Source organism: Streptomyces sp. CNB091 (assembly GCF_000377965.1).
Genome location: NZ_KB899004.1, coordinates 134,342 through 157,293, shown reverse-complemented (window position 1 = coordinate 157,293; position 22,952 = coordinate 134,342). Strand labels below are relative to the sequence as shown.

The 22,952-nt window shown below is 68.8% G+C and carries 18 protein-coding genes and 1 pseudogene; 8 read left to right on the top strand and 11 right to left on the bottom strand.

Translation table 11 applies throughout. The features are described from left to right. Positions 1-27: 27 nt before the first annotated feature. On the bottom strand, positions 28-567 hold the full coding sequence (locus D581_RS0125690; protein WP_018960058.1) for an LOG family protein: 540 nt from the start codon (positions 565-567) through the stop codon (positions 28-30). A gap of 118 nt (positions 568-685) precedes the next feature. On the opposite strand from D581_RS0125690, the gene D581_RS0125685 reads away from it, so the two are divergent. Further along, the gene (locus D581_RS0125685) at positions 686-1,021 is read left to right on the top strand and encodes a DUF427 domain-containing protein (RefSeq protein ID WP_018960057.1); all 336 of its coding nucleotides are present in this window, start codon (positions 686-688) and stop codon (positions 1,019-1,021) included. Between the two features lie 74 nt (positions 1,022-1,095). Next, positions 1,096-1,899 carry an alpha/beta fold hydrolase gene (locus D581_RS0125680; protein ID WP_018960056.1) on the top strand — a complete coding sequence of 268 codons (804 nt, stop codon included), beginning with the start codon at positions 1,096-1,098 and terminating at the stop codon, positions 1,897-1,899. Between the two features lie 150 nt (positions 1,900-2,049). On the opposite strand, the gene D581_RS0125675 is transcribed toward D581_RS0125680, so the two are convergent. The 3 genes from D581_RS0125675 to D581_RS01000000137750 form a co-directional block, all read right to left on the bottom strand. Then, the gene (locus tag D581_RS0125675; RefSeq protein WP_018960055.1) at positions 2,050-2,808 is read right to left on the bottom strand and encodes a YgjP-like metallopeptidase domain-containing protein; all 759 of its coding nucleotides are present in this window, start codon (positions 2,806-2,808) and stop codon (positions 2,050-2,052) included. Between the two features lie 41 nt (positions 2,809-2,849). Then, a complete protein-coding gene (locus D581_RS0125670; protein ID WP_018960054.1) occupies positions 2,850-6,536 on the bottom strand; it encodes a type I restriction endonuclease in 3,687 nt (1,228 codons plus the stop codon). A gap of 210 nt (positions 6,537-6,746) precedes the next feature. After that, positions 6,747-7,061, bottom strand: coding sequence for a hypothetical protein (locus D581_RS01000000137750; protein WP_018960053.1), 315 nt, complete (start codon positions 7,059-7,061; stop codon positions 6,747-6,749). An 859-nt stretch (positions 7,062-7,920) separates the two neighbouring features. Here D581_RS01000000137750 and D581_RS0125655 point away from each other — a divergent pair. Next, positions 7,921-8,772, top strand: a complete 852-nt coding sequence (locus D581_RS0125655; protein ID WP_063738214.1) for a Scr1 family TA system antitoxin-like transcriptional regulator — start codon at positions 7,921-7,923, stop codon at positions 8,770-8,772. A 4-nt stretch (positions 8,773-8,776) separates the two neighbouring features. Beyond that, on the top strand, positions 8,777-8,986 hold the full coding sequence (locus tag D581_RS1000000140045; RefSeq protein WP_078625926.1) for a DUF397 domain-containing protein: 210 nt from the start codon (positions 8,777-8,779) through the stop codon (positions 8,984-8,986). A 31-nt stretch (positions 8,987-9,017) separates the two neighbouring features. On the opposite strand, the gene D581_RS1000000141370 is transcribed toward D581_RS1000000140045, so the two are convergent. The 5 genes from D581_RS1000000141370 to mnmA all read right to left on the bottom strand — a co-directional run bounded on the left by D581_RS1000000141370 (position 9,018) and on the right by mnmA (position 16,398). Next, a complete protein-coding gene (locus D581_RS1000000141370) occupies positions 9,018-10,241 on the bottom strand; it encodes a restriction endonuclease subunit S domain-containing protein (RefSeq protein ID WP_158688637.1) in 1,224 nt (407 codons plus the stop codon). After that, positions 10,225-12,846: an HsdM family class I SAM-dependent methyltransferase gene (locus D581_RS0125640; RefSeq protein ID WP_018960048.1), complete on the bottom strand. Its 2,622-nt coding sequence runs from the start codon at positions 12,844-12,846 to the stop codon at positions 10,225-10,227. The genes D581_RS1000000141370 and D581_RS0125640 overlap by 17 nt, the downstream gene beginning before the upstream one ends. Before the next feature lie 74 nt (positions 12,847-12,920). Further along, complete coding sequence (locus D581_RS0125635) at positions 12,921-13,688, bottom strand: RloB family protein (protein WP_158688636.1); 768 nt, start codon at positions 13,686-13,688, stop codon at positions 12,921-12,923. A gap of 140 nt (positions 13,689-13,828) precedes the next feature. Further along, positions 13,829-15,100, bottom strand: a complete 1,272-nt coding sequence (locus D581_RS0125630) for an AAA family ATPase (RefSeq protein ID WP_018960046.1) — start codon at positions 15,098-15,100, stop codon at positions 13,829-13,831. Between the two features lie 161 nt (positions 15,101-15,261). Beyond that, positions 15,262-16,398: a tRNA 2-thiouridine(34) synthase MnmA gene (gene mnmA / locus D581_RS0125625; protein ID WP_018960045.1), complete on the bottom strand. Its 1,137-nt coding sequence runs from the start codon at positions 16,396-16,398 to the stop codon at positions 15,262-15,264. Positions 16,399-16,459: 61 nt separating this feature from the next. Here mnmA and D581_RS0125620 point away from each other — a divergent pair, with 61 nt between their 5' ends. Continuing rightward, the gene (locus D581_RS0125620; RefSeq protein WP_018960044.1) at positions 16,460-17,221 is read left to right on the top strand and encodes a peptidoglycan recognition protein family protein; all 762 of its coding nucleotides are present in this window, start codon (positions 16,460-16,462) and stop codon (positions 17,219-17,221) included. Between the two features lie 9 nt (positions 17,222-17,230). Here the strand turns inward: D581_RS0125620 and D581_RS0125615 are convergent, their stop codons facing one another. Continuing rightward, entirely contained in the window at positions 17,231-18,400 is a 1,170-nt protein-coding gene (locus D581_RS0125615; RefSeq protein ID WP_018960043.1) for a cysteine desulfurase family protein, read from the bottom strand. A gap of 248 nt (positions 18,401-18,648) precedes the next feature. On the opposite strand from D581_RS0125615, the pseudogene D581_RS01000000137745 reads away from it, so the two are divergent. Then, a pseudogene (locus D581_RS01000000137745) lies at positions 18,649-18,987 on the top strand (TetR family transcriptional regulator); the annotation flags it as partial. Between the two features lie 49 nt (positions 18,988-19,036). On the opposite strand, the gene D581_RS0125605 reads toward D581_RS01000000137745, so the two are convergent. Further along, on the bottom strand, positions 19,037-19,459 hold the full coding sequence (locus tag D581_RS0125605; protein WP_032753014.1) for a hypothetical protein: 423 nt from the start codon (positions 19,457-19,459) through the stop codon (positions 19,037-19,039). 68 nt (positions 19,460-19,527) lie between these two features. Between D581_RS0125605 and D581_RS0125600 the strand changes: the two genes are divergently transcribed. Both D581_RS0125600 and D581_RS0125595 read left to right on the top strand, forming a co-directional pair. Next, positions 19,528-20,151 carry a TetR/AcrR family transcriptional regulator gene (locus D581_RS0125600; RefSeq protein ID WP_018960039.1) on the top strand — a complete coding sequence of 208 codons (624 nt, stop codon included), beginning with the start codon at positions 19,528-19,530 and terminating at the stop codon, positions 20,149-20,151. A gap of 338 nt (positions 20,152-20,489) precedes the next feature. Further along, complete coding sequence (locus D581_RS0125595) at positions 20,490-22,835, top strand: FAD-dependent oxidoreductase (protein WP_018960038.1); 2,346 nt, start codon at positions 20,490-20,492, stop codon at positions 22,833-22,835. The last annotated feature ends 117 nt before the right edge of the window (positions 22,836-22,952 follow it).

The window sequence follows — 22,952 nt, the reverse complement described above, 5'->3', positions numbered from 1 at the left end:
CCTGGTCGCCAGTGACCGTCGGACTCCTCACTGGTGACCGGCGGACTCCTCCAGGTAGGCGAGCGCGCCGACGCCGTCCTTGGCGAAGAAGACCAGGTCGGTCAGGGGGATGGGCAGGAAGCCCTCGTCCTCCATGCGCTGGAACTGCTGGCGCAGCCCGTCGTAGAAGCCCGCCGTGTTCAGCAGGACGACCGGCTTGGTGTGCTTGCCGTGCTTCTTCAGCTCCAGGATCTCGGTGGCCTCGTCGAGCGTCCCGGTCCCACCGACCATGATCACGATGGCGTCGGCCTTCGCCAGGAGGAGCGCCTTGCGCTCCGCGAGGTCACGGGCGATCACCATCTCGTCGGCGTTCGTGCGGGCCTTCGCGGCGAGGAAATCGACCGATACGCCCACGAGCCGCCCGCCCGCCGCCTGCACGCCGTCCGCGACGACCTTCATCAGCCCGCTCTCCGATCCGCCCCAGACGAGGGTGTGCCCGCCCCTGCCGAGCAGCTCGGCGAACTCCCGGGCGGGCACGGTGTAGCGGTCGTCGAGGTCGGCGGCGGAGAGGAAGACGCAGATGTTCATGGGGCAACCGTACGACCCGCCTCGGACACTCCCCCGATCGCTCCCTCGTTCCGGGGAGAAATCCGGCCACAGCAGTCGGGGCGGGAAGAATACGGGCGCGTACGCCGCTGGAACGGGCATGACTGCCACGCGAGGACACCGCATCACCGTCGAGCCGGGCACCGAGCACGTCCGGGTGGTGCACGACGGACAGCTTCTGGCCGAGAGCCGCCGCCCGCTCGTGCTCCGTGAGACCGGCTGCCCGGTCCGCTACTACCTGCCGCCCGAGGACGTCCGCACCGACCTGCTCTCCCCGTCGGACACCTCCACCCACTGCCCGTTCAAGGGGGACGCCTCCTACTGGTCCCGACCCGGTGCCGACGATCTCGTCTGGGCCTACCCGGACCCGAAGCCCGAAGTCGCGGCGATCAAGGACCACTTCTGCTTCTACGCCACGGAGACGGTGGCCGGCTGACCCTCGCCACGGGCTCCATGAAGTTTTCTCCGCCGGAACGATGAGTTTCCCCGACCGCCCCGGTCTGCACTCCCATGGACAGGATTCTCTCCGCCGACGGGACGCCGATCGCCTACCGACGCCAGGGCGACGGCCCGCCGCTGGTGCTGGTCGGCGGGGCGTTGAGCGCCTCGGCGGCCGACGCCCCGCTGGCCGCCCTGCTCGCTCCGCGCTTCACGGTGCTCACCTACGACCGCCGGGGCCGGGGCGCCACCGGTGACGCCGGGCGCTGCTCCGTGGCGCGGGAGGTCGAGGATCTGGCCGCCGTCGTCGGGGCCGCCGGGGCGGGCGCGTCGGTCTTCGGGATGTCGTCGGGCGGGGCGCTGGCCCTGGAGGCGGTCGCCGCCGGGCTGTCGGTGGAGCTGCTCGCCGTGTACGAGCCGCCCTATACGCCGGGCGCGTCGGGGCTGCTGTTCAAGGCCCGCTGCACGGCCCGGCTGCACCGGCTGCTGGCGGCCGGGGACCGGGGCGGGGCGGTGGAGCTGTTCCTGTCGATGACGGGTGTCGCGGAGGAGACGGCCGCCCGGATGCGGCGCACCTCGCTCTGGCCGGAGCTGGAGGCGATGGCGCACACCCTGGCGTACGACGACGCCGTGCTGGGCGACGGTGCGGTCCCGGTCGAGCGGTTCGCGGCCGTCGCGGCCCGGACGCTGGTGATCTGCGGCGGCTTCAGCAGCCCCCCGGCGCGCGCGGCGACCCGGACCCTGGCCGAGGCGCTGCCGCGCGGCCGGCACCGCACGCTGACGGGCCAGATGCGCGAGGTGGCGCCCCAGGTGCTCGCGCCGGTGCTGGCGCAGTTCTTCGCGAAGGACGTGTACGCGTACCGGCAGGCGTCGTGAGCCGGTGGGGCAGAGACGCGAAGCCGGACGCCAACTCGGTCTCACTGCCGTGGTCACCTGGGCTTCCGTGTATGACACCGGCTTGGGCGCAACCCCGTACCGGCGCGCCGCAGGGTTTCGCTCTCTGCCTGAAGCGTCGAACCGGCACCCTCAACGCGAGCGAACCGCCCCACGCCACAGGTGGGGTTCCTCCTCCGCGAACCAGCGCTCCAGCTCATCCGCCCCGGGCAGCGCGAGCCGCACCTCTCGACGGAACGCGGCACCGTGCCCGGCGGCCCGCAGGTGACACAGCTCATGGACCAGGACCAGATCGACCAGCGCGGGGGGCAACTGCATCAGCGCCCAGTGGACCGAGACAGACCCGTCCCGTTCCAGGGCACCCCAGCGGCGGCCGAGATCACGGGCCACGACCGGTCGGGGTGTCACTCCTATGCGCGAGGCGAGGGAAGGCAGCCGCGCCGACAGCCAGCGATCGCCGCACGCCGTGTACCACCCGGTGATCCGGAGCGCTTCCTCTCCCGTCGTCTCCAGCCGCGGCAACTCCAGCCAACCCCGGTAGAGCCGCACCCGCTGTGCCTCCCTCGAAGCGCCTGAGGAATCCGCAGAGACAACCCTCAGCCGGTGGCGCCTTCCGAGATAGCTGAAGCTGGTGCCACCGATCAGGTCCTTGACCGGCTCAGCGGGGCGCTCCTGCCTACGCCGGACCTCCCGGGCCAGCCGCGGCAGTCTCGACCGTACGGCGTCGGCGACGGCAGCCGGATCGGCATCCGCCGGCACGGCGAACAGCACTCCACCGTCGGGTGTCACCTCGATGCCCAGAGTCCGCCGACGGGGCCGCACGACGACATCCCACAGCCACTCCCCGGGGACGGGCAGGGCCGCGATCGCCTGCTGGACAGATGTGCTCACCGGACATTCCTACCACCCGGGTCTGTCACCGCCGCCGGGACCTACGAGGCGTCCGGGCGATACCCGAGGAAGTCCTCCCGGCGCTCGACCGCCAACTCCAGCAGAAGGTTGGCGAGCGGACCGGTGTGGTCCCAGTCCATGTCGAGACGCACCTCCAGCTGGAAGCGCAGCTCCTTGCGCACCCGGTCCTGTGTGTCGGCCAGGGTGACGAACTGTGCAGGTCGCACCAACACCGCGATGTCCGCCGCCAGCTCTCGGGCGGCCTGGTAGAAATCGGCCCCCACCGGTATTCCGGCCGCCCCTGACTCGTCGAGCTGCTGGCGCAATAGCCGGTAGATGGGCTGCTCGGTCCGGGGGGCAAGTCCGCCCGCCTCGTCGGGCTCCTCGGTCGGCGTGTTCACGTCTCGGATCAGATCGGTCAGGTCGGCGGCAGCCTGCTCGAAGTCCTGCGCCATGCGCCGGGTGATCTCGTCGAGCCGCTCGCTGAACTTGGTGTATCGCCCTCGGTCGGAGGCGATGTGCGCGGTGATGTGCAGGTCGAGCGAACTGGTCATGTACGCCGTCCTGGCGCGCGGGTCGCGGTTAGCATCGACCCGCTCCATGAAGTTGGCGTCGGTGAGTTCCACCGGCGGGACTCGCTGCTCGATCATGGCTACCCGGAGGTGCTGGGAGATCAGCTGACGTACCTTCGCGCCGTAGCGGCGGGGGCTGAACTGATCTCGCCCGTCCAGATAGCGGCGCCTGGCCAGTATCTGTGTCTCCCCGAGTTGCCGGGCAGCGCCTTCGTATCTCAAGGCTTCGGGGCGTGGCAGTACGGCGTTGACGGCCGTGAGGAAGTCTCGTACGAGTTCGTCGAACTCGCCCCGCAGCGACGGGTCCGCGAGCCTCGCGAGTAGGTCCTCGCGCTTGGTCTCGTCGGCGAGCAGGGCAGCGTCCATACCGAGGAAGGCGCGAATCTTCTTGTCCAGATCGGACAACAGAACGTTGGCCGCGACATCCGACTGAAGCAGCAGCCCTTCACGAGCGGGCTCGGCTCTGCGGAAGTCGTCGGATCCCACACCTGCCTCTCCGTCTGGGCCATCGCCCAAGGTCCGGTCAAGGTGATCCACCGAAACGTCGTCGTAGCCGAACACCTGGCGAAGGTGTTCCTGGTCGTAGGCGGCGAGGGAACGTGCCAGTTCGGGGCCGATGCCGATGAAGTCGACGACCTGTCCCCACTTCTTGGCCCGCCAGGGGCGGTTGGTGCGCGCCACGGCTTGGAGAAGTCCCGCTCCCTTCATGGCACGGTCGAGGTAGAGAACCTGCTCGACGGGGGCGTCGAAGCCGGTGAGGAGCATGGACTGGACGAGGAGGAAGGCCAAGGGTGCTTCGTCGCTCTCGGCGGCGCCATCCGCCGGCTCTTCCTCGCGTTGCCCGTCCTCCTCTCCCTGCGTCGTCTCGTGCCAGACCTCGCCGTCCGCTGCTGCGGTCCCCCACCCCGGCGAGACCGTGCCATGCGGGTCGACGACCCAGGACGGATCATCGGCAGCCTCCGACGGATCCCCGATGCCGCTCTTGAACCGCGCGATATGCGCGTCCTGGTGGGACTTCGTGGTCCAGCACGTCCAGTCCTCAGGATCCTTGGGCTTTCCTGGCTGGGACTTGGAGATCACCACTGCCGCATCGAGAGAGGCGAGGACGTGACGGTGCGGCAGCAGGTTGAGCAGCTCCCGCTCCTCGTCCGTGGCGTGCAGAGCGGCGAGCGGATCATATGCGAGGTCGGGGTCCAGCGCGTCCAGACGTTCCAGCAGCCGGTTCCGCGCCGCGAGCAGGGCCGTTCGGTAGCGGACGGCCGCGAGTCTGGAGACCGCGACCACCTGTGCGCCGAACCGGTCCGGGAGGGCCGACGTAGCCCAGTGGTGGAGGATGTGACCGGCCTTCGCCGCGATCACGGAAGGGGCTTCCAGGACTTCCTTCCGCCGCGCGAACTTGTTCAACACCCGGATCCTCTGCTGCGGATCACCAGGAATCTTCTCGTCGAACTTGGCGTCCAGCGCTGCCTTCTCGATCACTTCGAGCGGCACCGCGTACGCCTCGTAGCGCACAGGTACCACGGACCCATCCCGCTCGGCGTCACGGAGGGTATAGGTGTCCGCGAACGCACCGAAGATCTTCTCGGTCGTCTTCCGGCGCTTGTCGATGATCGGGGTACCGGTGAAGCCGACCAGAACGGCGTTCGGCAGCATGGCGCGCAGCCTGGCGTGCTGCCAGTGGGCGTTCCCCCGGTGGGCCTCGTCGATCAGGACGACGACCGTGTGATGCGGGTTGGCGACCAGGTTGTGGATCCGGGCTTCGTTGCCCTTGTCGTCAGGCTCGTCGTCCTCGGTGTCCTCGGTGTCCTCACCGAGGGATTCGACGCTGCCGTCGTCCGCCATGTCGTCCTTGCGGGCCTTCTGGAGCGTGATCAGCACCAGATCGGGCACATCGACGGCCAGGTACTTGCGGGCGCTCTTCACACTCGACGCACGGTGTACCTTCTCGTCACTGGCGCCGAGGCTCCGCCGGATCTGCTTCTCAAGGTCGATCCGGTCGGTGACGACCACCACTTTATGGCTGGCGAGGTCCGGGTTGCTGCGCAAATGCCGCACGAGAAACGCCATGGTCAGGCTCTTACCGGAGCCCTGGGTGTGCCAAATGACCCCGCCTCGCTGAGATACGTCGCGCTCGGCCGCGACCGCCTCGCTCCTGTCCCGGAGCCGTGTCGACAGAGTCAGCACGGCCCGGAACTGCTGGTAGCGGCCGATGATCTTCCCCGCACGGTTGCCGTGTCCGGTCCAGGTGGTGAAGTCGCGAACGAGGGTGAACAGGTGGGCGGGGTACAGAAGACCCGCCACGAGTACGTCCTGGGCGGTCAGCGGCGTGCTCTCGCTCTTGCCCACATCGGCGCGCACGTCGGCTTCCGAACGAGGCCGGACCGTTCGCCAGGGCGCGAAGTGCTCCGGCCCGGCTGTCACGGTGCCCAGCTCGGCATGGTCACGATCCGTGCCGATGAGCACCTGCGCGTACCGTACGAACTCGGCGACGGGAGCGGCCGAACCGGCACCCGCGTAGCCGATGACCTGATCAACGGCCGCGTCCACCGCGGCCCTGCTGTCCGTGTCGGTCAGCAGGGGGGCCTTGCACTCGATCACCACCCAGGGCAGACCGTTGACGAACAGGACGAGGTCGGGAGTGACGGGCTTGGCACCCTTGCGTTCCACCCGGAACTGGGAGACCGCGAGAAGATCGTTTCCCCTCGCGCTGCCTTCGCTCTCGCCCTTGCCTACGGGACCGAACTCGCCGCCCCAATCGACCAGGCGGATGTGTTCGGGATGCTCGGGGGTCCAGCCGGGGACCGTACGGGCGTTGATGCCGTTCCGGAGCATGTCGGTCGCTTCGCGGTTCCCGGCCGCGCCCCGTCCGGGGAGGCCCTGGCCGGGCGCGGTTCCCTTGATACGCGCGAGAAGGTGGTCCAACTGCCCCGGCGAGAGCCAGGTCCGGCCGTCGTCGGCGCGGGGGTCGGGGTTGAGCCGGGCCACAGCGTCACGGAACCGGTCGTCGTACACGACCTGTGTGAAGGAGGTACGCCCGGAAGCGCTCGCAAGGGTCGCGGGCACGCCGGGTTCCCCTCCCTGTACGTACTGCCAACCCATCGCGACCAGCTGGTCGATCAGGGGCTTCTCGGCCTTGTCGTACTCCGGCTGCCCCATCGCTGGTCTCCCCGTCCGCCCGTCACCGTACGTCCCGCGCACCCCCCGAAAGGATGTGCGCGAAACTCTACCCGCGGGTGAGCGGGGGACGAGAATAGGGGCCAGGCCGCTTGCTCATGTGCTGACCAGCGCGGGAGGGCCCCGGGGCCGGCCTCGGCCCGTACCTGGGTCGGAAGTCACAAGCACCGGTCGATATCGCGGCCCGGCGACTCAGGAACCGATCCAGTGCAGGCTTGCCCTGACGTCTCCACCTCGCCCGAAGTACCGGAGGGCATTCTCGGCCGACGGCAGACTCATACGAACACCCGTCCCGTACGGGACCACCTCGGCCCGACCTTCGAACGCCAGGCCCCAGGCGGCCACCCACCCGTCTTCCCGGTCACCCACCTCCTGTACGACGGCGAAGAGCCGGGGCATGGACTCGGCCACTACCTCCGCCAGCAGGGTCGCGTATTCCTGATGCCCCAGCGGGGGCATCAGTTCTGGCTCTGAACGGGCTTCCGTCGTCGCCGGCACCTCGGTCATGGGACTCTCCTCACCTGTCAAGCGGTCTTGTTGGTCTCGACACTTTTCGCAGTTCGCCTCGGTGGCGCGCTCGGGTGATCGCCGTGTTCCACGCGTCCGCAGACGAAGACAGGGCCTACGTCAAGCAACGGCGCGGGAACGGCTCCACGGTCTGGGTTTCGGTGGAGGACAGCTGTTCATGGCTGATTCGAAGCAGGTGGTCCTGCCGCCGGGTCCGCACGCCCCCCTCCCGCACGGCGCGACCTCCCCAGCGGTCGGCGACCAGATCGCGAATCGCCATTCCGCACCTGCTGCCGCTCCCGACGCTCCGACTGGACGGCACGAATGGGGCAGGCTGGGGCTACTCCTCCAAGTGAAGACCTTCGGCACGAGGAGCAGCCGGGAAGTTCAGGCAGCCACCCACCCTGCGGTGTGCAATGCGGAGGTGCTCGTCAGCCTCTACGCGAGGTCGCGGAGAATGCTGGGGCCATACTGCGTGCGCCCACGAAACGGGACGGGCACTCTGGGAAGAAGGTTGTCCAACGCGGGGTCTGGGCCGAGCTTCGGTTGCGGGTCTGCTCACGAAGCACCTCCTGGGTGCGTGACGTGAATGAGTAGGTGGAGTTGAACTATTGGGTAGTTCCGGGTTGTTCAGGCGGTGTGTCGACGATGGCAGTACCGGTTGCGGCTCCGCCATCCCGGACGGACAGGACGAAGCCGGTGCACTCCCCGACGTTGAACGAGTGGCACACCTAAGACCGTAGGGCATACTCAAAACCCGTGCTACCCATGTCACTAAAACGGGTTACATTCATGCCGTATCGCGCCCCCTGCCGCACGACGCAGGCAGACTGCGCGCGAGCGAGCGAGGAGACACTCCATGGCACCGCGACACACCCCCACCATCCGGCAGCGGCGCTTCGGAATGGAACTTCGACGACTCCGGGATGCGGCAGGCATGTCTGCACCAACGGCAGCCGCCCTGTTGGGGTCGGACCGCACGATGATCTCCAACATCGAAGCAGGGCGCTTCGGTATCAGCGAAGAACGGCTACGCCGGCTGGCAAGCATCTACGAGTGCAACGACCCGGAGCTGATCGACTCACTTGCCGCTATGACCGGCGGACGCCAGGCGGGCTGGTGGGACGAGTACCGGGGCAAGATTCCCCCCGGGTTTCTCGACGTTTCCGAGCTTGAACATGACGCCGTACGGCTGCGGACAGCCCAAACCGCTCATCTGCCTGGCCTCTTCCAGACAGAGGACCACGCACGAGCAACCTTCGAACTGCCCGTGCCCCCACTTCAGCGTCTGGAAGTGGAACTGAGGGTGGCTCACCGCCTGGCTCGGCAGTCGGTAGTGACCGGAGAAACATCCGTGCCATACATCGGAATTATCCACGAGGCCGCGCTGCGCATGCAGATCGGCAGCCGCAGCATCGCCCGAGCTCAACTGCGATACCTGCTCAACGCCGGCGAACGTCCCAATGTAACACTGCGAGTGATCCCGTTCGCAGTCGGCGGTTTCCCCCTCTTGGACTCGTCGGTCCTCTACGCCGAGGCTTCCAACTGTCACCTGGACACAGTGCAGATGGACGCGCCGACGGGAGCGGTGTTCATCGACTCCCCGGCCCAGCTCGCCAACTTCCGCACCCGGCTGGACTTGACCGAGCAAATGGCCTTGACTGCATCGAAGTCAAGGGATTTCATTCACACCATCATCAAGGAGATGTAAAGAGATGCCTTACACGTCTGAATTGCGCTGGATAAAGTCCTCGTTCTCGGGCGACGGCGGTAACAACTGCGTGGAAGTCGCCGCGACCAAGGAGAACCGTGTCTCCCTCCGCGACAGCACCCGGCCGTCCCGGATCATCCCTACGACCCGCATCGCGCTCCATGCACTCGTACAAGGACTAAAGGCCGACAAATTCGTGCCTGTCGAGGAGTGACACCTTGGCAGGCGCCGGCCACCCTCCGGCTCTACGCTGCCAACGCTGGCTGCCTGCCCCGGAGGAGATCTTCGACCACACCCTGCTGAATCACGCGAAGCTTGGCCACTGCCGCACCCTGCTTGGCGATCCTGGCGTCCAGCGCTCCCACGGTCGCGACGACCTCTTCCTGCACTCGGAGGGCAGGAAGAGGAATGCGAAGCGCTTCAACAACACCAGCACTGATCTTGACCATACTTTCGGAAGTACCTCGTGCGGCAGCCTGAACAGCCTTACGGATAGCGCTAGCCCCCAAAATGATCTCCAGATATGAAGGGAGGCAGCGATCCGTATCGGGTCGCAATCTCATCATCAAGTCCGGATAGATGCAGGGTTGGTCAACATCACGAAAACGCCCTACAAGCCCAACAAGTTCCCGAGTGTTGGCTCGGCTCATAAGAAGGTCACCGTCGGAGAGAATGAACCTCTTAGCCTGAACCGTGCTCGGAATGCTCTTCAACTGTCGCGGAATGAAGCCCTGAGGGGTTAGGCACCCAAGGCCCAGCGTCAGAAGCCCCGTCCACTCGTGAACTTCAGGCGGCGAGAATCCATTCCTCGGCTTGTCAGAAAGGAGATCACTGATTTTTACCAGAGGGCCAGACATTGCATCGCGAACGAGCCCTCTCCGCACAGAGATCAATTTTTCTAGCGACTTTTCCAGTGCAGAAATTCGGCACTCAAATGCTGCGTGAGAGTCAACCAAAAGCCGTTGCTGATCCAGTGAAATTTTTGGCACCTTGAGTGAGCGAATACTCTTCTGGCTGATGTTCTTCATGCCAGCACTCGTACCGGTCGCCAGCGCACGGATCTGCGCGCGAGTAGCAGGCTGTGACAGCACCAGCGCGACGAACCTCGAGTCAGCTACGGCCTCGTCGACGCAGAGTCGCAGCGTCTTGTCGCTGAGCATGAGTCGTTGCTGGGTTGACTCCACTACGCAGGCGAACCCGACAAGGTCCTCCGTATTGGCCCGCGTCATCAGCAAGTCCCCCGGCCTTACTTCAAACGAGGGGTAGATGTTCGCTGCTTCTCGGACAACCTTGTTTTCCAGCGCCTCAAATCTGCCGGGTTGGACCGCGCTTACCTTAAGTACCCCCCACTCGCCATCACCAGCAGGAGTGTCTTGCGCAGCAGGGCTCTTCCCTGTCTCGATGCCTAGCAGATAATGCTCGAGCACGGTCATAACAGGCTTGGCATCTGAGTCAGTTGGTGCGCGCATACCCAAGCTCCTTAAGCCACCCCGCCAGCTCCCCCGCCGCCCAGTCGCTCTCCGCCTCAAGCTCCTCCAGCGACACCGCGTACTTCTCGGCCCAGCGCCGGAACGCAGCCACCAGCTCACGGCGGCCCGAGGCGACCGAAGCGCCCAGGCGGCGGCTCAAGTCGCCGTCCAGGACCTCAAGGACCACCCGCTCCGCGTCGCCCGACGTCACCACGGCGACCTCGGCTGCCGCCCGCAGGTCCTTCAGGAAACGGTCGTCCAGCGCCTTCCGCTTCTTCTTCGCCGCCGCCAGCTCCCGCTTGCGCGCAGCCAGCACCTTGTCCAGGCAGGCGATCTCCTCCGGAGAGACCGGGGCCACAGTCTCCGTATCGCCGTCGGACGGCTCGTCGGCATCGGTATCGGCGTCGTCCTCCGCGTCAGCAACCGGCGACGGCCTCGCTTCCGCCACTGCTTCCAGCGCCGCCCGGTACGCCGCGTCCGCCTCCGTCACCGCCGTATCGGCCGAGGACACCGCGTCGAGGAACTCAGGGATCAACGCACGCACCACCGGGTGGTCCATCGCTCGGCGGCGGTCAGCGCCGGACACCGTTGGCTTCTTCGCCGGGGTGTCGCCCTCCTCCGTCGGCGGCAGCGCCGGGTCGACGATCGCTTCGACCGAGTCGACCCAGCCTGCCAGCACCCGTTCGAAACCGCCGGCCGCGAGTGCCTTGACGTCGTACCTGTTCGCCGTCCACCAGTCGGCCATGATCCCGGCCGTCGTGTACTCGTCCAGGACGCCGACGTCTCCCACCGACTTGGTGAATCCGGTCACCAAACGGCCTCGGAGGTCCATCAGCTTCCGGTCCGCCGCGAGCTGGGCGAAGCCCGGGGCGTGCTCCTCCCACCAGGTGCCGTACGCCTCCCACAGCTTCCTCTCGCGGTCCGCCGCCAGACCCGGGATACGTTGGGCTGTCGCCTCCGGTCCCTCGTCCAGGAAGTCGTAGTACTCCGGATCGTCGTCCCGCTGGGCGAAGAGCGCCGTCGCATCGACCCTGTACGCCGTGAAAAGCTGCTCTTTGCCCGCGACCTCGCTCACCGGAACTCCGCCGTACAGGTGTGCCCGTACGTCCTGTGGCTCGGCCGGCGGTGAATTGTCCACCCAGCGGCGAATGTTGAGGTTCGCCTCCGCCGCCAGCAGGTCCTTGACCTCCACAGCGCGCGAGTAGCCGGGGAGCTGTCGCCATGCCTGGAAGACGGTGACGATCTTCTCCACGTGCTCGGGGCCGAGCTCGTTCTGGTTTCGTCCCGCTGTGAAGTCACGGTCCGCGTTGATGAACAGGACCTTCTTCTCGCGCTCCCCGCGCTTGCGGCGTGGGGGGCGCAGGACCAGAACGCACGCCGGGATGCCGGTGCCGTAGAAGAGGTTCGGGCCGAGGCCGATCACCGCCTCGATGCAGTCGTCCTTCAGCAGCCCTTCCCGGATGTCCCGTTCCTTGCCGCCCCGGAACAGCACGCCGTGCGGCATGACGATCGCCGCCGTACCCCGTTGCTCCAGCACCGAGACCATGTGCTGGACGAACATCAGGTCGGCTTTCTTGCCACCCTCGGGCGCCCAGCCCCACTTCATCCGGGTGCCGTACAGCTCGTCGGCCTTGGCGACGAGATCCGCGTCGTAATTGAGCGAGAAGGGCGGGTTCGAAAGGACCTTGGTGAAAGTGCGCAGTCGGCCGTCCGGCGTCAGGTGCAGCGGCTCGGTCAGGGTGTCACCGTGCTCCAGCTCGAACTCACGGATGCCATGAAGCACCATGTTCATGCTGGCCATGGACCAGGAAGGGCCGTTCTTGTCCTGTCCGTTGACCCCCAACTCGTTGGGGTCGCCCCCGTGTTCCTCCACATGCTCCCGTGCCGCGATGAGCATGCCGCCGGAGCCCGCGCACGGGTCGTAGACGGTTTCCGTGGGCTTCGGATCGATCAGCCGGACCAGCATCCGGACCACCGAGCGCGGGGTATAGAACTCCCCGCCGCGCTGCCCCGCCGAGTCGGCGAACCTGCCGAGCAGATACTCGTACGCCGCCCCCAGCATGTCGGGGAACTCGAAGTCCTCGTTCCGCAGCTGGTAGAGGCTGAAGTGACGGATGAGGGAGCGCAGCTCGGAGTTGGTGAAGCGAGGCTTCGTTCCGATGACCTCGTTGAAGGTGATGTGGGAGGTGACGCCGGCCAGCCTCCGGTTGCCTTCGGTCAGAGCGATCAGCGCCTGGTCGAGTCCCTGGCCCACCTTGTCGGTGAGATACCGGATACCCGGCACGGTCGCGGTCTCACCGTCCGGCGTGACCGGGTCGATCACATGCGGGCCCTTCCACCAGCGGGCCTGCGGCGGAACGTAGAAGACACGGGTGTAGCGCTCGGGATTGTCGGCCCGCTTTCGCGCCTTCACCGGGTCGCCCGTCGAATCCAGCGCCGTCGCGTACTCGCGCTTCCACTCGGGCTCGAACTCGTCCGAGGCCCGCTTGAGGAACAGCATGCCGAAGATGTAGTCGCGGTACTCCGAGGCGTCCATCCGTCCGCGCAGGATGTCCGCGGCCGAGAAGAGGTGCCTTTCGAGCTCGGGCAGGGTGATTCTGGCCACGCGCCATTCCTTCGTACGACTGGGAGATCGAGGGGCCCCGAGGAGGCCTGGGGAACCGGAAGTGCTACGGCAGCCTAGACGCCCCAGGCCCCTGCTGAGTAACTGTGGCCCCAGTCCGTCGCTGTCCGTGAGGGGTCCTTGACGATGCCCAGGCTCACGACCAGACGCCATACATCGGTCGAGGGGTCGCGTCGTAGCGTCTCGCAGTCGTGTGCGTGCCCCGAGCGCGCGGCCCACGCGGGCGTGGTCTTCGGCGGGTTGTCGCGACTGAACCGGTTCGTCTTGGCGTTGTTCGCCTTGCACGAACCGTGCTCGCACTGGCTGACCAGACGCTTCGCCCGGGACACCGCCTCTTCCAGAAGTCCGTCTGCGTCCAGCGCCGCTCGCCGGTCGTCCTTCACGCTCTTGTCGTTCTTGGTGTCGAACTTCTTGAACGCGGGGTGCGCCTGTCGCAGCTTCTTCAGGATCTCCTTGTTCTTGCCGCTCTGACGCCCGCCGAACTCCTGGAAGTGGAGCAGCAGCCACAGCTCGAAGGAAGGATGGGAGAAACAGACCTCGGTCGAGGTCTCCGCCGCCTCCCTCAAGGCTTTCGGGATGTCATGGTGGTCGTCACGGTCGAACATGGCCCACGCGTCGTCCTCCTGCGCCTTCTCGCGCACGGCGGCCACAGCCTCCGCCGGGGTATAGCCATTCTTCTTGTAGACGGGCTGGATACGGAACCTTTGCCCCTCGTAACCGCTGCCGTCCCCGAACCTGGCATTGAGGTGGTTGAGGTAGTCCGGCTCGGTGGACTCGCCCTCGCAGCCGACGTACACCACGCGCACCGCACGGGAATCGTCCACCGGCGGAGTCGGGGCCGGAATCAGGGGCTGCGCTTCGCCTTTTCCACTCCGGCGCTTCTTCGGCTTCGGGCTACCAGCCTCCGACGGGGCTTCACTCCCGTCGTGCGCCGACGGGGTCTGCTGCCCTTTGTCCCACGTACTCACGCTGACGCCTTCGCCTCCTGCCAGGACACCTCACGGGCGATCTCGCCCGCGCTGACACGCGGGGTGCCGCCGTACCGGCCCCGCAGATAGCCACGTTCCAGGTTCTCGTCGTCCGCCGGACGGGCTGCGGTGAGGGGATAGATCTCGGTCGCTCCCGTACGGTCCTTCGCCGTGAGCCAGACCTGATCACTGCCCAGTGGCCGGTCCAGGACCTCACTGCCGAGCAAAGTGGCATCATGCGTCGTGAAGATCAGTTGAGCGTCACGGGGATTCGCCTTCGGGTCCTGGAAGATCCGGACGACCTCGGCGGCCAGCGTCGGGTGGAGGCTCGAATCCAGCTCGTCGACCAGAAGTACGGCGCCCTTGTCGAGCACGGTGAGCATCGGGCCGAGGAAGGCGAACCAGGCGTGCGTGCCGAAGGACTCTTCTGTGAGGAAGTCCAGTGAGACGTCCTCGCCTTCCGTGGTCCGGTGGCGCAGCCGGATCTCCTGCGTCTCGCGGTCGATCTCGATGCCGGTGACACCTAGGTCGGCAACGGAGAGCAGTTGCAGAATGCGCTCACCGTAGCCACCCTTGCGGCCGGGTTCGCCGAGCAGCTCCTGAGTCCACTTCGTTCGGTGGACGACGTCCGCGCCCGGTGTCATCAGCCACAGGTTGTCGAGGAACCATCGGTACAGCGCCGAGAGCTGCTTGTCGTTGGCAGTGGCCGCCGTGGACAGGAACAGGGCGTCGGGCCGGGTGAAGGAGACCAGCGCGTCCCGTTGGCCGACGAAACTGTCGCTCTCGAAGACGAACTCGCCGCCTTCCGCATCAGGCCGGTCGGCCTCCCGGTCGAACCAGATCTCCCGCTCTCCGTTCGGGTAGGCGTGCAGCCACTCGGCCTCCACCCGGTCGTCCGAGAGCTCGAAACCGTAGGTGAACCGGACCGGCTTTCGGCCGAGCGTGAGATCTACTTCGTAGAGGCTCGTCTCCTCGGAGCTTTCACGATCCAGCTTGAAGGGCTTGCGGGGCACCCCGGGTGACTTGGGCCAGTCCGCGAAGGAGGTGCGCACAGCGGCTCTCATGTCGCGCAGCGCGCTGATCAGGTTGGTCTTCCCGGAGGCGTTGGCTCCGAAGACGCCGACCACGGGGAGGGCCGTCACCTCATGGTCGTCGTGGCGCAGGCCGGTGTCGCGGGCGGTGCCTTCGTTCAGCGCCGTCCCGATCAGCGACAACTCGCACTCGTCACGAATCGAGCGGTGATTGGCCACCCGAAAGCGCAGGAGCACCGGTACCTCCTGACAGGACGGGGTGACTGCCCCGCCACGTGCGTCTTCGCGCGGACGGTCCGCAAGGGGCAGCCTATGACGGTCGAGTGGGCTGAGCCAGCCCGGCTTGATCATACGAGATGGTCGGGATGCGGCCATCGAAGGGCACCGGCCGGCCTCCCTCAGCCGCCTGTGGCCACCCGCTCACGCCGGGACGTCGTGGCGATGGTGGCCGAGCCGACCACGCGCGTGCCGTCGTACAGGACGACCGCCTGGCCGGGGGCCACGCCCCGGACCGGCTCGGTGAAGGTGATGTTCAGCTCGGAGCCGTCCACCAGCTCGGCCGTGACCTCGGTCTCGCCGCCGTGGGCGCGGAGCTGGGCGGTGTACGTGCCGGGGCCGGACGGGGGCGTTCCGCACCAGCGGGGCTTGATGGCGGTCAGCGAGGTCACGTCGAGCGCCTCGACGGGGCCGACGGTGACGGTGTTGTTCACCGGGGAGATGTCGAGGACGTAGCGCGGCTTGCCGTCGGGGGCCGGGTGGCCGATCTTCAGGCCCTTGCGCTGGCCGATGGTGAAGCCGAAAGCGCCCTCGTGGGTCCCCAGCTTCGTACCGGACTCGTCGAGGATGTCGCCCTCGGCCGGGCCGCCGAGGCGGTTCGCCAGGAAGCCCTGGGTGTCGCCGTCGGCGATGAAGCAGATGTCGTGGCTGTCGGGCTTCTTGGCGACGGCCAGGCCCCGGCGCTCGGCCTCGGCGCGGATCTCGTCCTTGGTGGTGAGGGTGTCGCCGAGGGGGAACATGGCGTGGGCGAGCTGCTTCTCGTCCAGGACGCCGAGCACATAGCTCTGGTCCTTGGCCATGTCGGAGGCGCGGTGCAGCTCGCGGCTGCCGTCCTCGGTGCGTACGACGGTGGCGTAGTGGCCGGTGCACACGGCGTCGAAGCCGAGGGCGAGGGCCTTGTCGAGCAGCGCGGCGAACTTGATCTTCTCGTTGCAGCGCAGGCAGGGGTTGGGGGTGCGCCCGGCCTCGTACTCCGCGACGAAGTCCTCGACGACGTCCTCGCGGAAGCGTTCCGCCAGGTCCCAGACGTAGAACGGGATACCGATGACGTCGGCCGCGCGGCGGGCGTCCCGGGAGTCCTCGATGGTGCAACACCCGCGCGCCCCGGTCCGGAAGGACTGGGGGTTCGCGGACAGGGCGAGGTGGACACCGGTCACGTCGTGGCCCGCTTCGACGGCACGGGCCGCGGCGACGGCGGAGTCCACGCCGCCCGACATGGCGGCGAGGACACGCAGGGGGCGCTGGGAAGTCTGAGTCATAGCTCCTCCAGGGTACGGGTCGCCGGGAACCGAACGCTCGCGGATATGCGTTGACGATCACATGGGGAACAACGGGAGCACCCGGGGCGCGCGAAAGCCCTCGGGAAAGTCTTCGGGCTCGACTGCGGGCTCGTCTTCGCGGAAGAAGCCGGCGAACGGCGTCAGCCGGCGCGCGCTGCTGATCGGCGGCGGTGCGGTGGCGGCCGCCGGTACCGCCGCCGTGCTCGCGCGCGACCGGGTCAGGCGTCTGTGGTGGCAGGTGCCCGGGGTGGAGAAGCCCCGGAAGCCGGGCGAGCTGGACTACGCGGGGGCGACCTGGGTGGCCGCGTCGGAGGCGAACTGGCGGCAGGCGGACCGGCCGGACGACTTCACGATCGACCGCGTGATCATCCACGTCACCCAGGGCAGCTTCGCCAGTGCGGTGCGGGTGTTCCAGGACCCCGCCCACCAGGCCGCGACGCACTACATCGTGGGGCAGGACGGGCGGGTGGTGCAGATGATCCGCGAGCTCGACGTGGCGTACCAGGCGGGCAACCGCGCGTACAACGAGCGCGGCGTCGGCATCGAGCACGAGGGGTTCGTGGACCGGCCGAAGGACCTCACGAAGGCGATGTACGAGTCCTCGGCGCGGCTCACCGCGTCGATCTGCGCGCGGCATGGCATACCCGTCGACCGGGAGCACATCATCGGGCATGTGGAGGTGCCGGGCACCGACCACACCGATCCGGGGCCGCACTGGGACTGGGACCGGTACCTGGAGCTGGTGCGGCGGGCCGCGACGGCGCCGCCGAGCCCTTCCCCCACGCCGTCGGCGAAGGCGTAGGTCCTGTCGTCAGCTGAGCCCTGCCGTCCTCGCCCGCTCGACCGCGGGGCCGATCGCCTCGGCGAGCGCCTTCACGTCGTCCTCGGTCGAGGTGTGGCCGAGCGAGAAGCGCAGAGTGCCCCGGGCCAGGTCCGGATCGGTCCCGGTGGCCAGGAGTACGTGGCTGGGCTGGGCGATCCCTGCGGTGCAGGCGGAGCCGGTGGAGCACTCGATGCCCTGCGCGTCCAGCAGCAGGAGCAGGGAGTCGCCCTCGCAGCCGGGGAAACTGAAGTGGGCGTTGGCGGGCAGGCGTCCGGCCGAGTCCGGGTCGCCGCCGAGCACGGCGTCCGGTACGGCCAGGCGCACGGCGGTCACCAGCTCGTCGCGCAGGGTGCCCACCCGCCGGGCGAACTCCTCGCGCCGCTCGGCCGCCAGCCGTCCGGCGACCGCGAACGAGGCGACGGCGGGCACGTCCAGCGTGCCGGAGCGTACGTGCCGCTCCTGGCCGCCGCCGTGCAGGACGGGCACGGGGGTGTGGTCGCGGCCCAGCAGCAGCGCGCCGATGCCGAACGGGCCGCCGATCTTGTGTCCGCTGACCGTCATCGCGGCCAGTCCGGAGCGGGCGAAGTCGACCTCCAGCTGACCGAACGCCTGGACCGCGTCGGCATGCATGGGGATCCCGAACTCCGCCGCCACCGCCGCCAGTTCACGTACCGGCATGATCGTGCCGATCTCGTTGTTGGCCCACATCACGGTGATCATCGCGATGTCGTCGGGGTTCCGGAGGATCGCCTCGCGCAGGTCTTCGGGGTGGACCCGGCCGTGGCGGTCGACGGGGAGGTAGTCGACGGTCGCGCCCTCGTGTTCGGCGAGCCAGTCGACGGCGTCGAGGACGGCGTGGTGTTCGACGGGGCCGGCGAGGACGCGGGTGCGGCGGGGGTCGGCGTCGCGGCGGGACCAGTAGAGGCCCTTGACGGCGAGGTTGTCGGCCTCCGTGCCGCCGGAGGTGAACACCACCTCGCTGGGGCGTGCGCCGAGGGCGTCCGCGAGGGCCTCTCTGGACTCCTCGACGGTACGGCGAGCCCGGCGGCCGGCGGCGTGCAGTGAGGACGCGTTGCCGGTGGCGGAGAGCTGGGCGATCATCGCCCCGACCGCTTCGGGAAGCATCGGGGTGGTCGCGGCGTGGTCGAGGTAAGCCATGGTGGAGCCGATTCTACGAGCCCGGGGTGGGGCGCATGCCGGGCGCGTCACGGCCTGGCCCCCGCGCACGCCTTCATGGAGTGCGGCGGACCGGTACGGAGAACGGCCGAAGGACGCGGTCCGGAGTCCGATCCGGAACGGGGACGGCGGCTCACGAGGCCGCTTCGGGGTGTACGTCAGCCCCCGCCGCTCCAGGCGACGGCGCCGTTGGCGGTGACCAGGGCGGCGAGGTCGGCGACGCCCAGGGCGAGGCCGAGGACCACTTCCGGTTCATCGCCCGTGAGCAGCACGGCGGGGTCGGCCCGGTGCGCGCGGCGATCGCGGCTCGGCTGCGGCGGTTCGCCGAGGAGGTGGCGAGCGCGCTCGGCCAGGAGCCGGGGGCCGCGGGGTGGAGCGAGGAGGATTTGCTGATGCTCGGCGGCCTCTATGTGGACCACATGGTGATCACCACGTCGACCCTGCTGGAGGCCGGGCCGGATGGCGAGGCGGAAGTCGTCCGGGTGGCCCGGCGACGCCTGCGGCTGGTCACCATCGGCCGGGCGCACTGGCTGGACGAGGCGGCACAGGACGGCATCGCCCGCAGCTGAGCCGAGACCCGGGCTCGGCGGTCAGGCGCGAGCCCGGGCGGTGACGCGGTCAGGCGGAGGCGTCGCCCCGCGCCTCCGACGGCAGCCGCGCGGGCGCTGCCGCGATCAGCAGGGCGGCGAAGACGAGGGGGGCGATCACCTGGTACCCCATCCAGACCTCGCCACCGGCAGTGCTGCCCTGCCAGGCCATCAGGAGCCCGACCAGGGCGGCCAGCACCCAGCACGCGTCGTAGCCGATCATGAGCTTCAGATAGGTGCGCATCGGCCGGCCGCGGAGATACCTGAGCTCGATGACGCCTCCGACCAGCAGTGCGACGCCCGCGCCGACCATCAGCCAGACCGGCGCACCGAGCAGTTCGCCGAGCGGGGCGGCGCCGGCGACGAAGGCCACGGCGAGCACCACCTTGAAGGCACCGTCGGCTGCGGCGCCCACCATCTCGCGGGGCACTCGCGATGTCACGGTCTGAGCCATGAGCGTCCTCCTTGGAGCTCGTCGGGTTGTTTCCATAACCAGATTACGGCAATATTTGAGTTATGCGAATGACTAGGGCCCAGGCCAAGGAGCGCAATCGCAGCGCCCTGCTGGATTCGGCGCTCCAGATCGTGACCCGGGACGGGTACACGGCCAGGCTCGACGAGATCGCCGAACGCGCCGGTCTGACCACCGGCGCCGTCTACTCCCTGTTCGGGAGCAAGAACGGCCTGATGGTCGCCCTGATCACCGAGCATCTGCGGCCCTACTACGAGGAGATCGAGCAGGCGGTCCCCGCCGGGGTCGACCTGCTGGAGGCGGTCGACGCCTTCGCCCGGTACTACCGGCGCAGCTGTGACGACCCGGAGGCGGTGTCGCGTCTGTCGCTCCAGATCACTTTCCTCGACAGGGCCCTGCACGACCCGGAGCTGGGCGGTCGGCTGGCGGCGTCCGTCCGGTCCCAGGAGAACCAGCTGATCGCCCTGTTCGCCGGAAGGCGACACGGGCGGGAGCCGGTGACGTCCCACCAGTCCCATCGGCTCACCATCGCGCTCAACGCGCTGTTCGTGGGCCTCAGTCAGGGCGTCCTTCTGGGCCTCGCACCAGGGGCCGACGAGGACTACTTCGCCGATGCCGCCCGAGCGCTGGCAGCCGGGATGGTCGTCACCGAGCTGGAGTCGGCTCGGCGGTGAGGGGTCGTCAGAAGACTGTGAAATTAGGCGGGTTGACGCCTGCCGGTCCGGCCGCGGCATCCCTTGCCGGCGGACCGGACGGGGGTTTGGTCGACCCTCACGCGTGGTCGGTGACCTGCGCCCGTACGCATAAGGATTCCTTCTGGGGCTCAGCTCCGCAGGCTATTGGACGGCCGGGAAGACGCCTGCCCATGATGATCGGGCCGGCCGACCACGGTCCCGTCCACCGGTCGAAGGAGTCTTCGGGGACTGCGCCCGCCGCTTCGAGCGGTCGCGCGCGAGTCCGGACGCACGGACCGGACGCCCCCTGGGGGCGCACCCTTGAAGGAGTTCTTACGATGTCGACCCTTCCCGATCAGGGGCAGAAAGCCGGTTACGACGTCATCGTCGTCGGCAACGGAGCCCTCGGCTCGTCCACCGCGGTCGAACTCGCCCGTCGCGGGGCATCCGTGTGCCTGGTCGGCCGCCCGCACCGGCCGTTCGCCGCCTCGACCGCCGCCGGGGCCATGCTCGGGTGCTTCGGCGAGGTCACCACCGGCCTCCTGGGCAACACCTACGGGCAGGCCAAATTCGCCCTCGACCTGCGGGCCAAGGACATCTGGCCGCAGTGGCTGGAGAGCATCTCCGGCGGGCTGTCCGACGGGCAGGACATCCTGACCGCGAAAGGCACCACCGTCCTGCTCAACAGCGTCGGCACGGGCCCCATCGACTCGGGCAACTTCGAGGCGATCCGCGCCACGCTCGACAAGCACGACGAGCCGTGGGAGACCGTCGATCCGGCGGATGTCGACTGGCTGGACCCGGACCCCAACTCCCGTCCGCTGCAGGCACTGCACATACCCGGTGAGCACGCCGTCGACTCCGGCCGACTGCTGCTGCGCCTCACGGACACCGCCCGTGCTCTGGGCGTCGACCTGATCGACGGGCAGGCCCTCTCGGTCGTCGACGAGGACGGGCGGGCGCGCGGTGTGGTCCTGGAGGACGGACGGACCCTCTCCGCCGGGCAGGTGCTCCTCGCGGGCGGCGTCGGCACCCAGACGCTCGTCGACTCGGTGCCCGGACTCGGCGACTGCATCCCGCGCCTGGTGTCGGGCGTCGGCATCTCCGCGCTGGTCACCCTCCAGGACGGCACCCAGCCCGAATCGGTCATCCGCACCCCGAACCGGGCTTTCGCCTGCGGACTGCACGTGGTGCCGCGCGGGGCAGGCCGCGTCTACGTCGGCGCGACCAACATCGTCAGCCCCCACCCGCTGGCCGACCCGGTCATGGGCGACCTGCTGTTCCTGCTGGAGTGCGCCCACCGGCAGACCCGCCGCAACCTGTGGAGCAGCACGGTCAGCGCGGTCAACGTCGGCAACCGGCCGATCTCCCTGGACGGCTTCCCGCTGCTCGGCGAGAGCCCGCTGGACGGGCTGTGGCTGATGACGGGCACCTACCGCGACGGACTGTTCCTGTCGCCGCTGCTGGCCAAGGAGTTCGCCACCCGGATGCTGGAGGGCAAGGGCGAGGAGGACTTCGACGCCTTCACCCCCGAGCGCGCCCCGCTGCAGGGCCTGTCGCGCGACGCCGTGGTCGAGGCGACGGTGGAGCACACTCTGGCGACGGGGTACGAGCAGGGCTGGACGGTGCCCACCGGCTGGCAGGAGTACTTCGACGTCAGCCTGAAGCCCGTGTGGGCGCAGTGGGCGGACGAGCTGGACCCGGACTTCACCCCGCAGCCCGACGTGCTCGCCGCGGCCCGCACCGAGCCCGAGATCGCCAAGTGGCTGCGCACGTACTACGAGAACAGCCGCGCCAGGTTCTCCGCGCCGCACCCCGCCGCACCCGACACCGTGCGCCGCCATGTGGAGCGCGCCGCCGAACTGCTCACCGCCGTACGGGTTCCCACCGGTCGCGCGGACGCCCTCGAGCTGGCCGCGTACGTCCTGGAGGAGCCGTCCGCCGAGGCCACGCCGGACGCGGCTCTGGACGCCGCGATGACCGAGGAACAGACCGGGAAGTTCTGGGCGCTGGTGGGCCGCCGGGCCGAGCGCGAACCGCTCGAGTACCTGACCGGCCGGGCCCCCTTCTTCGACCTCCGGCTCGACGTGGGCCCCGGGGCACGCGTCCCGCAACGCCGCTCCGAGACGCTGGTCGCCGAGGCGCTGACGTGGTGCACGGCCGAACAGCCCCGCGTGGTCGACCTGTTCACGGCGTCGGGTGCTCTGGCGATCGCGGTGGCCGCACGGCGGCCGGGCGCGAAGGTGACCGGTGTGGACGACGCGGCGGCCCTCACCTGGGCGCGGCGCAACGCGCAGACCGCGGGTGCCGCGGACGCAGTGGCCTTCGTGGAGGGGAAGGCGGGCGATCCGGAACTCCTGGCCGACCTCGCCGGCGGCGTGCAGCTGATCACCGCCGTGGTGCCGAGCGTCCCCGACCGGGTGCAGATCGCCCCCGAGCTCTCCGCGCACCAGCCGCGGGCTGCCGTGCGCGGCGGCTGGGACGGGCTGGACGCGGTCAGGGCCACGGCCGCCGCCGCGGCCCGGCTGCTCGCCGACGACGGGGTGCTGGCGATCGAGCACGACGACGCCCTGGCGGACCAGGTGATCGCGGTGGTGCGCGAGGCCGGGTTCGACGCGGTCGCCTCCCGCACCGACGCGCACGGACACCCCCGGTTCCTGATCGCCCGGCGATCGGCGGCCTGAGTGCGGACCGCGCCCCGCCCGGGAGGTTCTCCGGGCGGGGCGCGGCCGACGTGCTCCGGGCCGCTCCCCCCTGCGAGGGCACGAGCCCGCGCCGAGAGAACGACGAAGGAGCGCCGC

Excerpts from the sequence above, each read along its gene's own strand:
- D581_RS0125605 (WP_032753014.1), bottom strand. The coding sequence starts at position 19,459 with ATGGCTCAGACCGTGACATCGCGAGTGCCCCGCGAGATGGTGGGCGCC.
- D581_RS0125595 (WP_018960038.1), top strand. The coding sequence starts at position 20,490 with ATGTCGACCCTTCCCGATCAGGGGCAGAAAGCCGGTTACGACGTCATC.
- D581_RS01000000137750 (WP_018960053.1), bottom strand. The coding sequence starts at position 7,061 with ATGACCGAGGTGCCGGCGACGACGGAAGCCCGTTCAGAGCCAGAACTG.
- D581_RS0125670 (WP_018960054.1), bottom strand. The coding sequence starts at position 6,536 with ATGGGGCAGCCGGAGTACGACAAGGCCGAGAAGCCCCTGATCGACCAG.
- D581_RS0125680 (WP_018960056.1), top strand. The coding sequence starts at position 1,096 with ATGGACAGGATTCTCTCCGCCGACGGGACGCCGATCGCCTACCGACGC.
- D581_RS0125620 (WP_018960044.1), top strand. The coding sequence starts at position 16,460 with ATGGGGAACAACGGGAGCACCCGGGGCGCGCGAAAGCCCTCGGGAAAG.
- D581_RS0125685 (WP_018960057.1), top strand. The coding sequence starts at position 686 with ATGACTGCCACGCGAGGACACCGCATCACCGTCGAGCCGGGCACCGAG.
- D581_RS0125690 (WP_018960058.1), bottom strand. The coding sequence starts at position 567 with ATGAACATCTGCGTCTTCCTCTCCGCCGCCGACCTCGACGACCGCTAC.
- D581_RS1000000141370 (WP_158688637.1), bottom strand. The coding sequence starts at position 10,241 with ATGCGCGCACCAACTGACTCAGATGCCAAGCCTGTTATGACCGTGCTC.
- D581_RS0125615 (WP_018960043.1), bottom strand. The coding sequence starts at position 18,400 with ATGGCTTACCTCGACCACGCCGCGACCACCCCGATGCTTCCCGAAGCG.
- mnmA (WP_018960045.1), bottom strand. The coding sequence starts at position 16,398 with ATGACTCAGACTTCCCAGCGCCCCCTGCGTGTCCTCGCCGCCATGTCG.
- D581_RS0125600 (WP_018960039.1), top strand. The coding sequence starts at position 19,528 with ATGACTAGGGCCCAGGCCAAGGAGCGCAATCGCAGCGCCCTGCTGGAT.
- D581_RS1000000140045 (WP_078625926.1), top strand. The coding sequence starts at position 8,777 with ATGCCTTACACGTCTGAATTGCGCTGGATAAAGTCCTCGTTCTCGGGC.
- D581_RS0125655 (WP_063738214.1), top strand. The coding sequence starts at position 7,921 with ATGGCACCGCGACACACCCCCACCATCCGGCAGCGGCGCTTCGGAATG.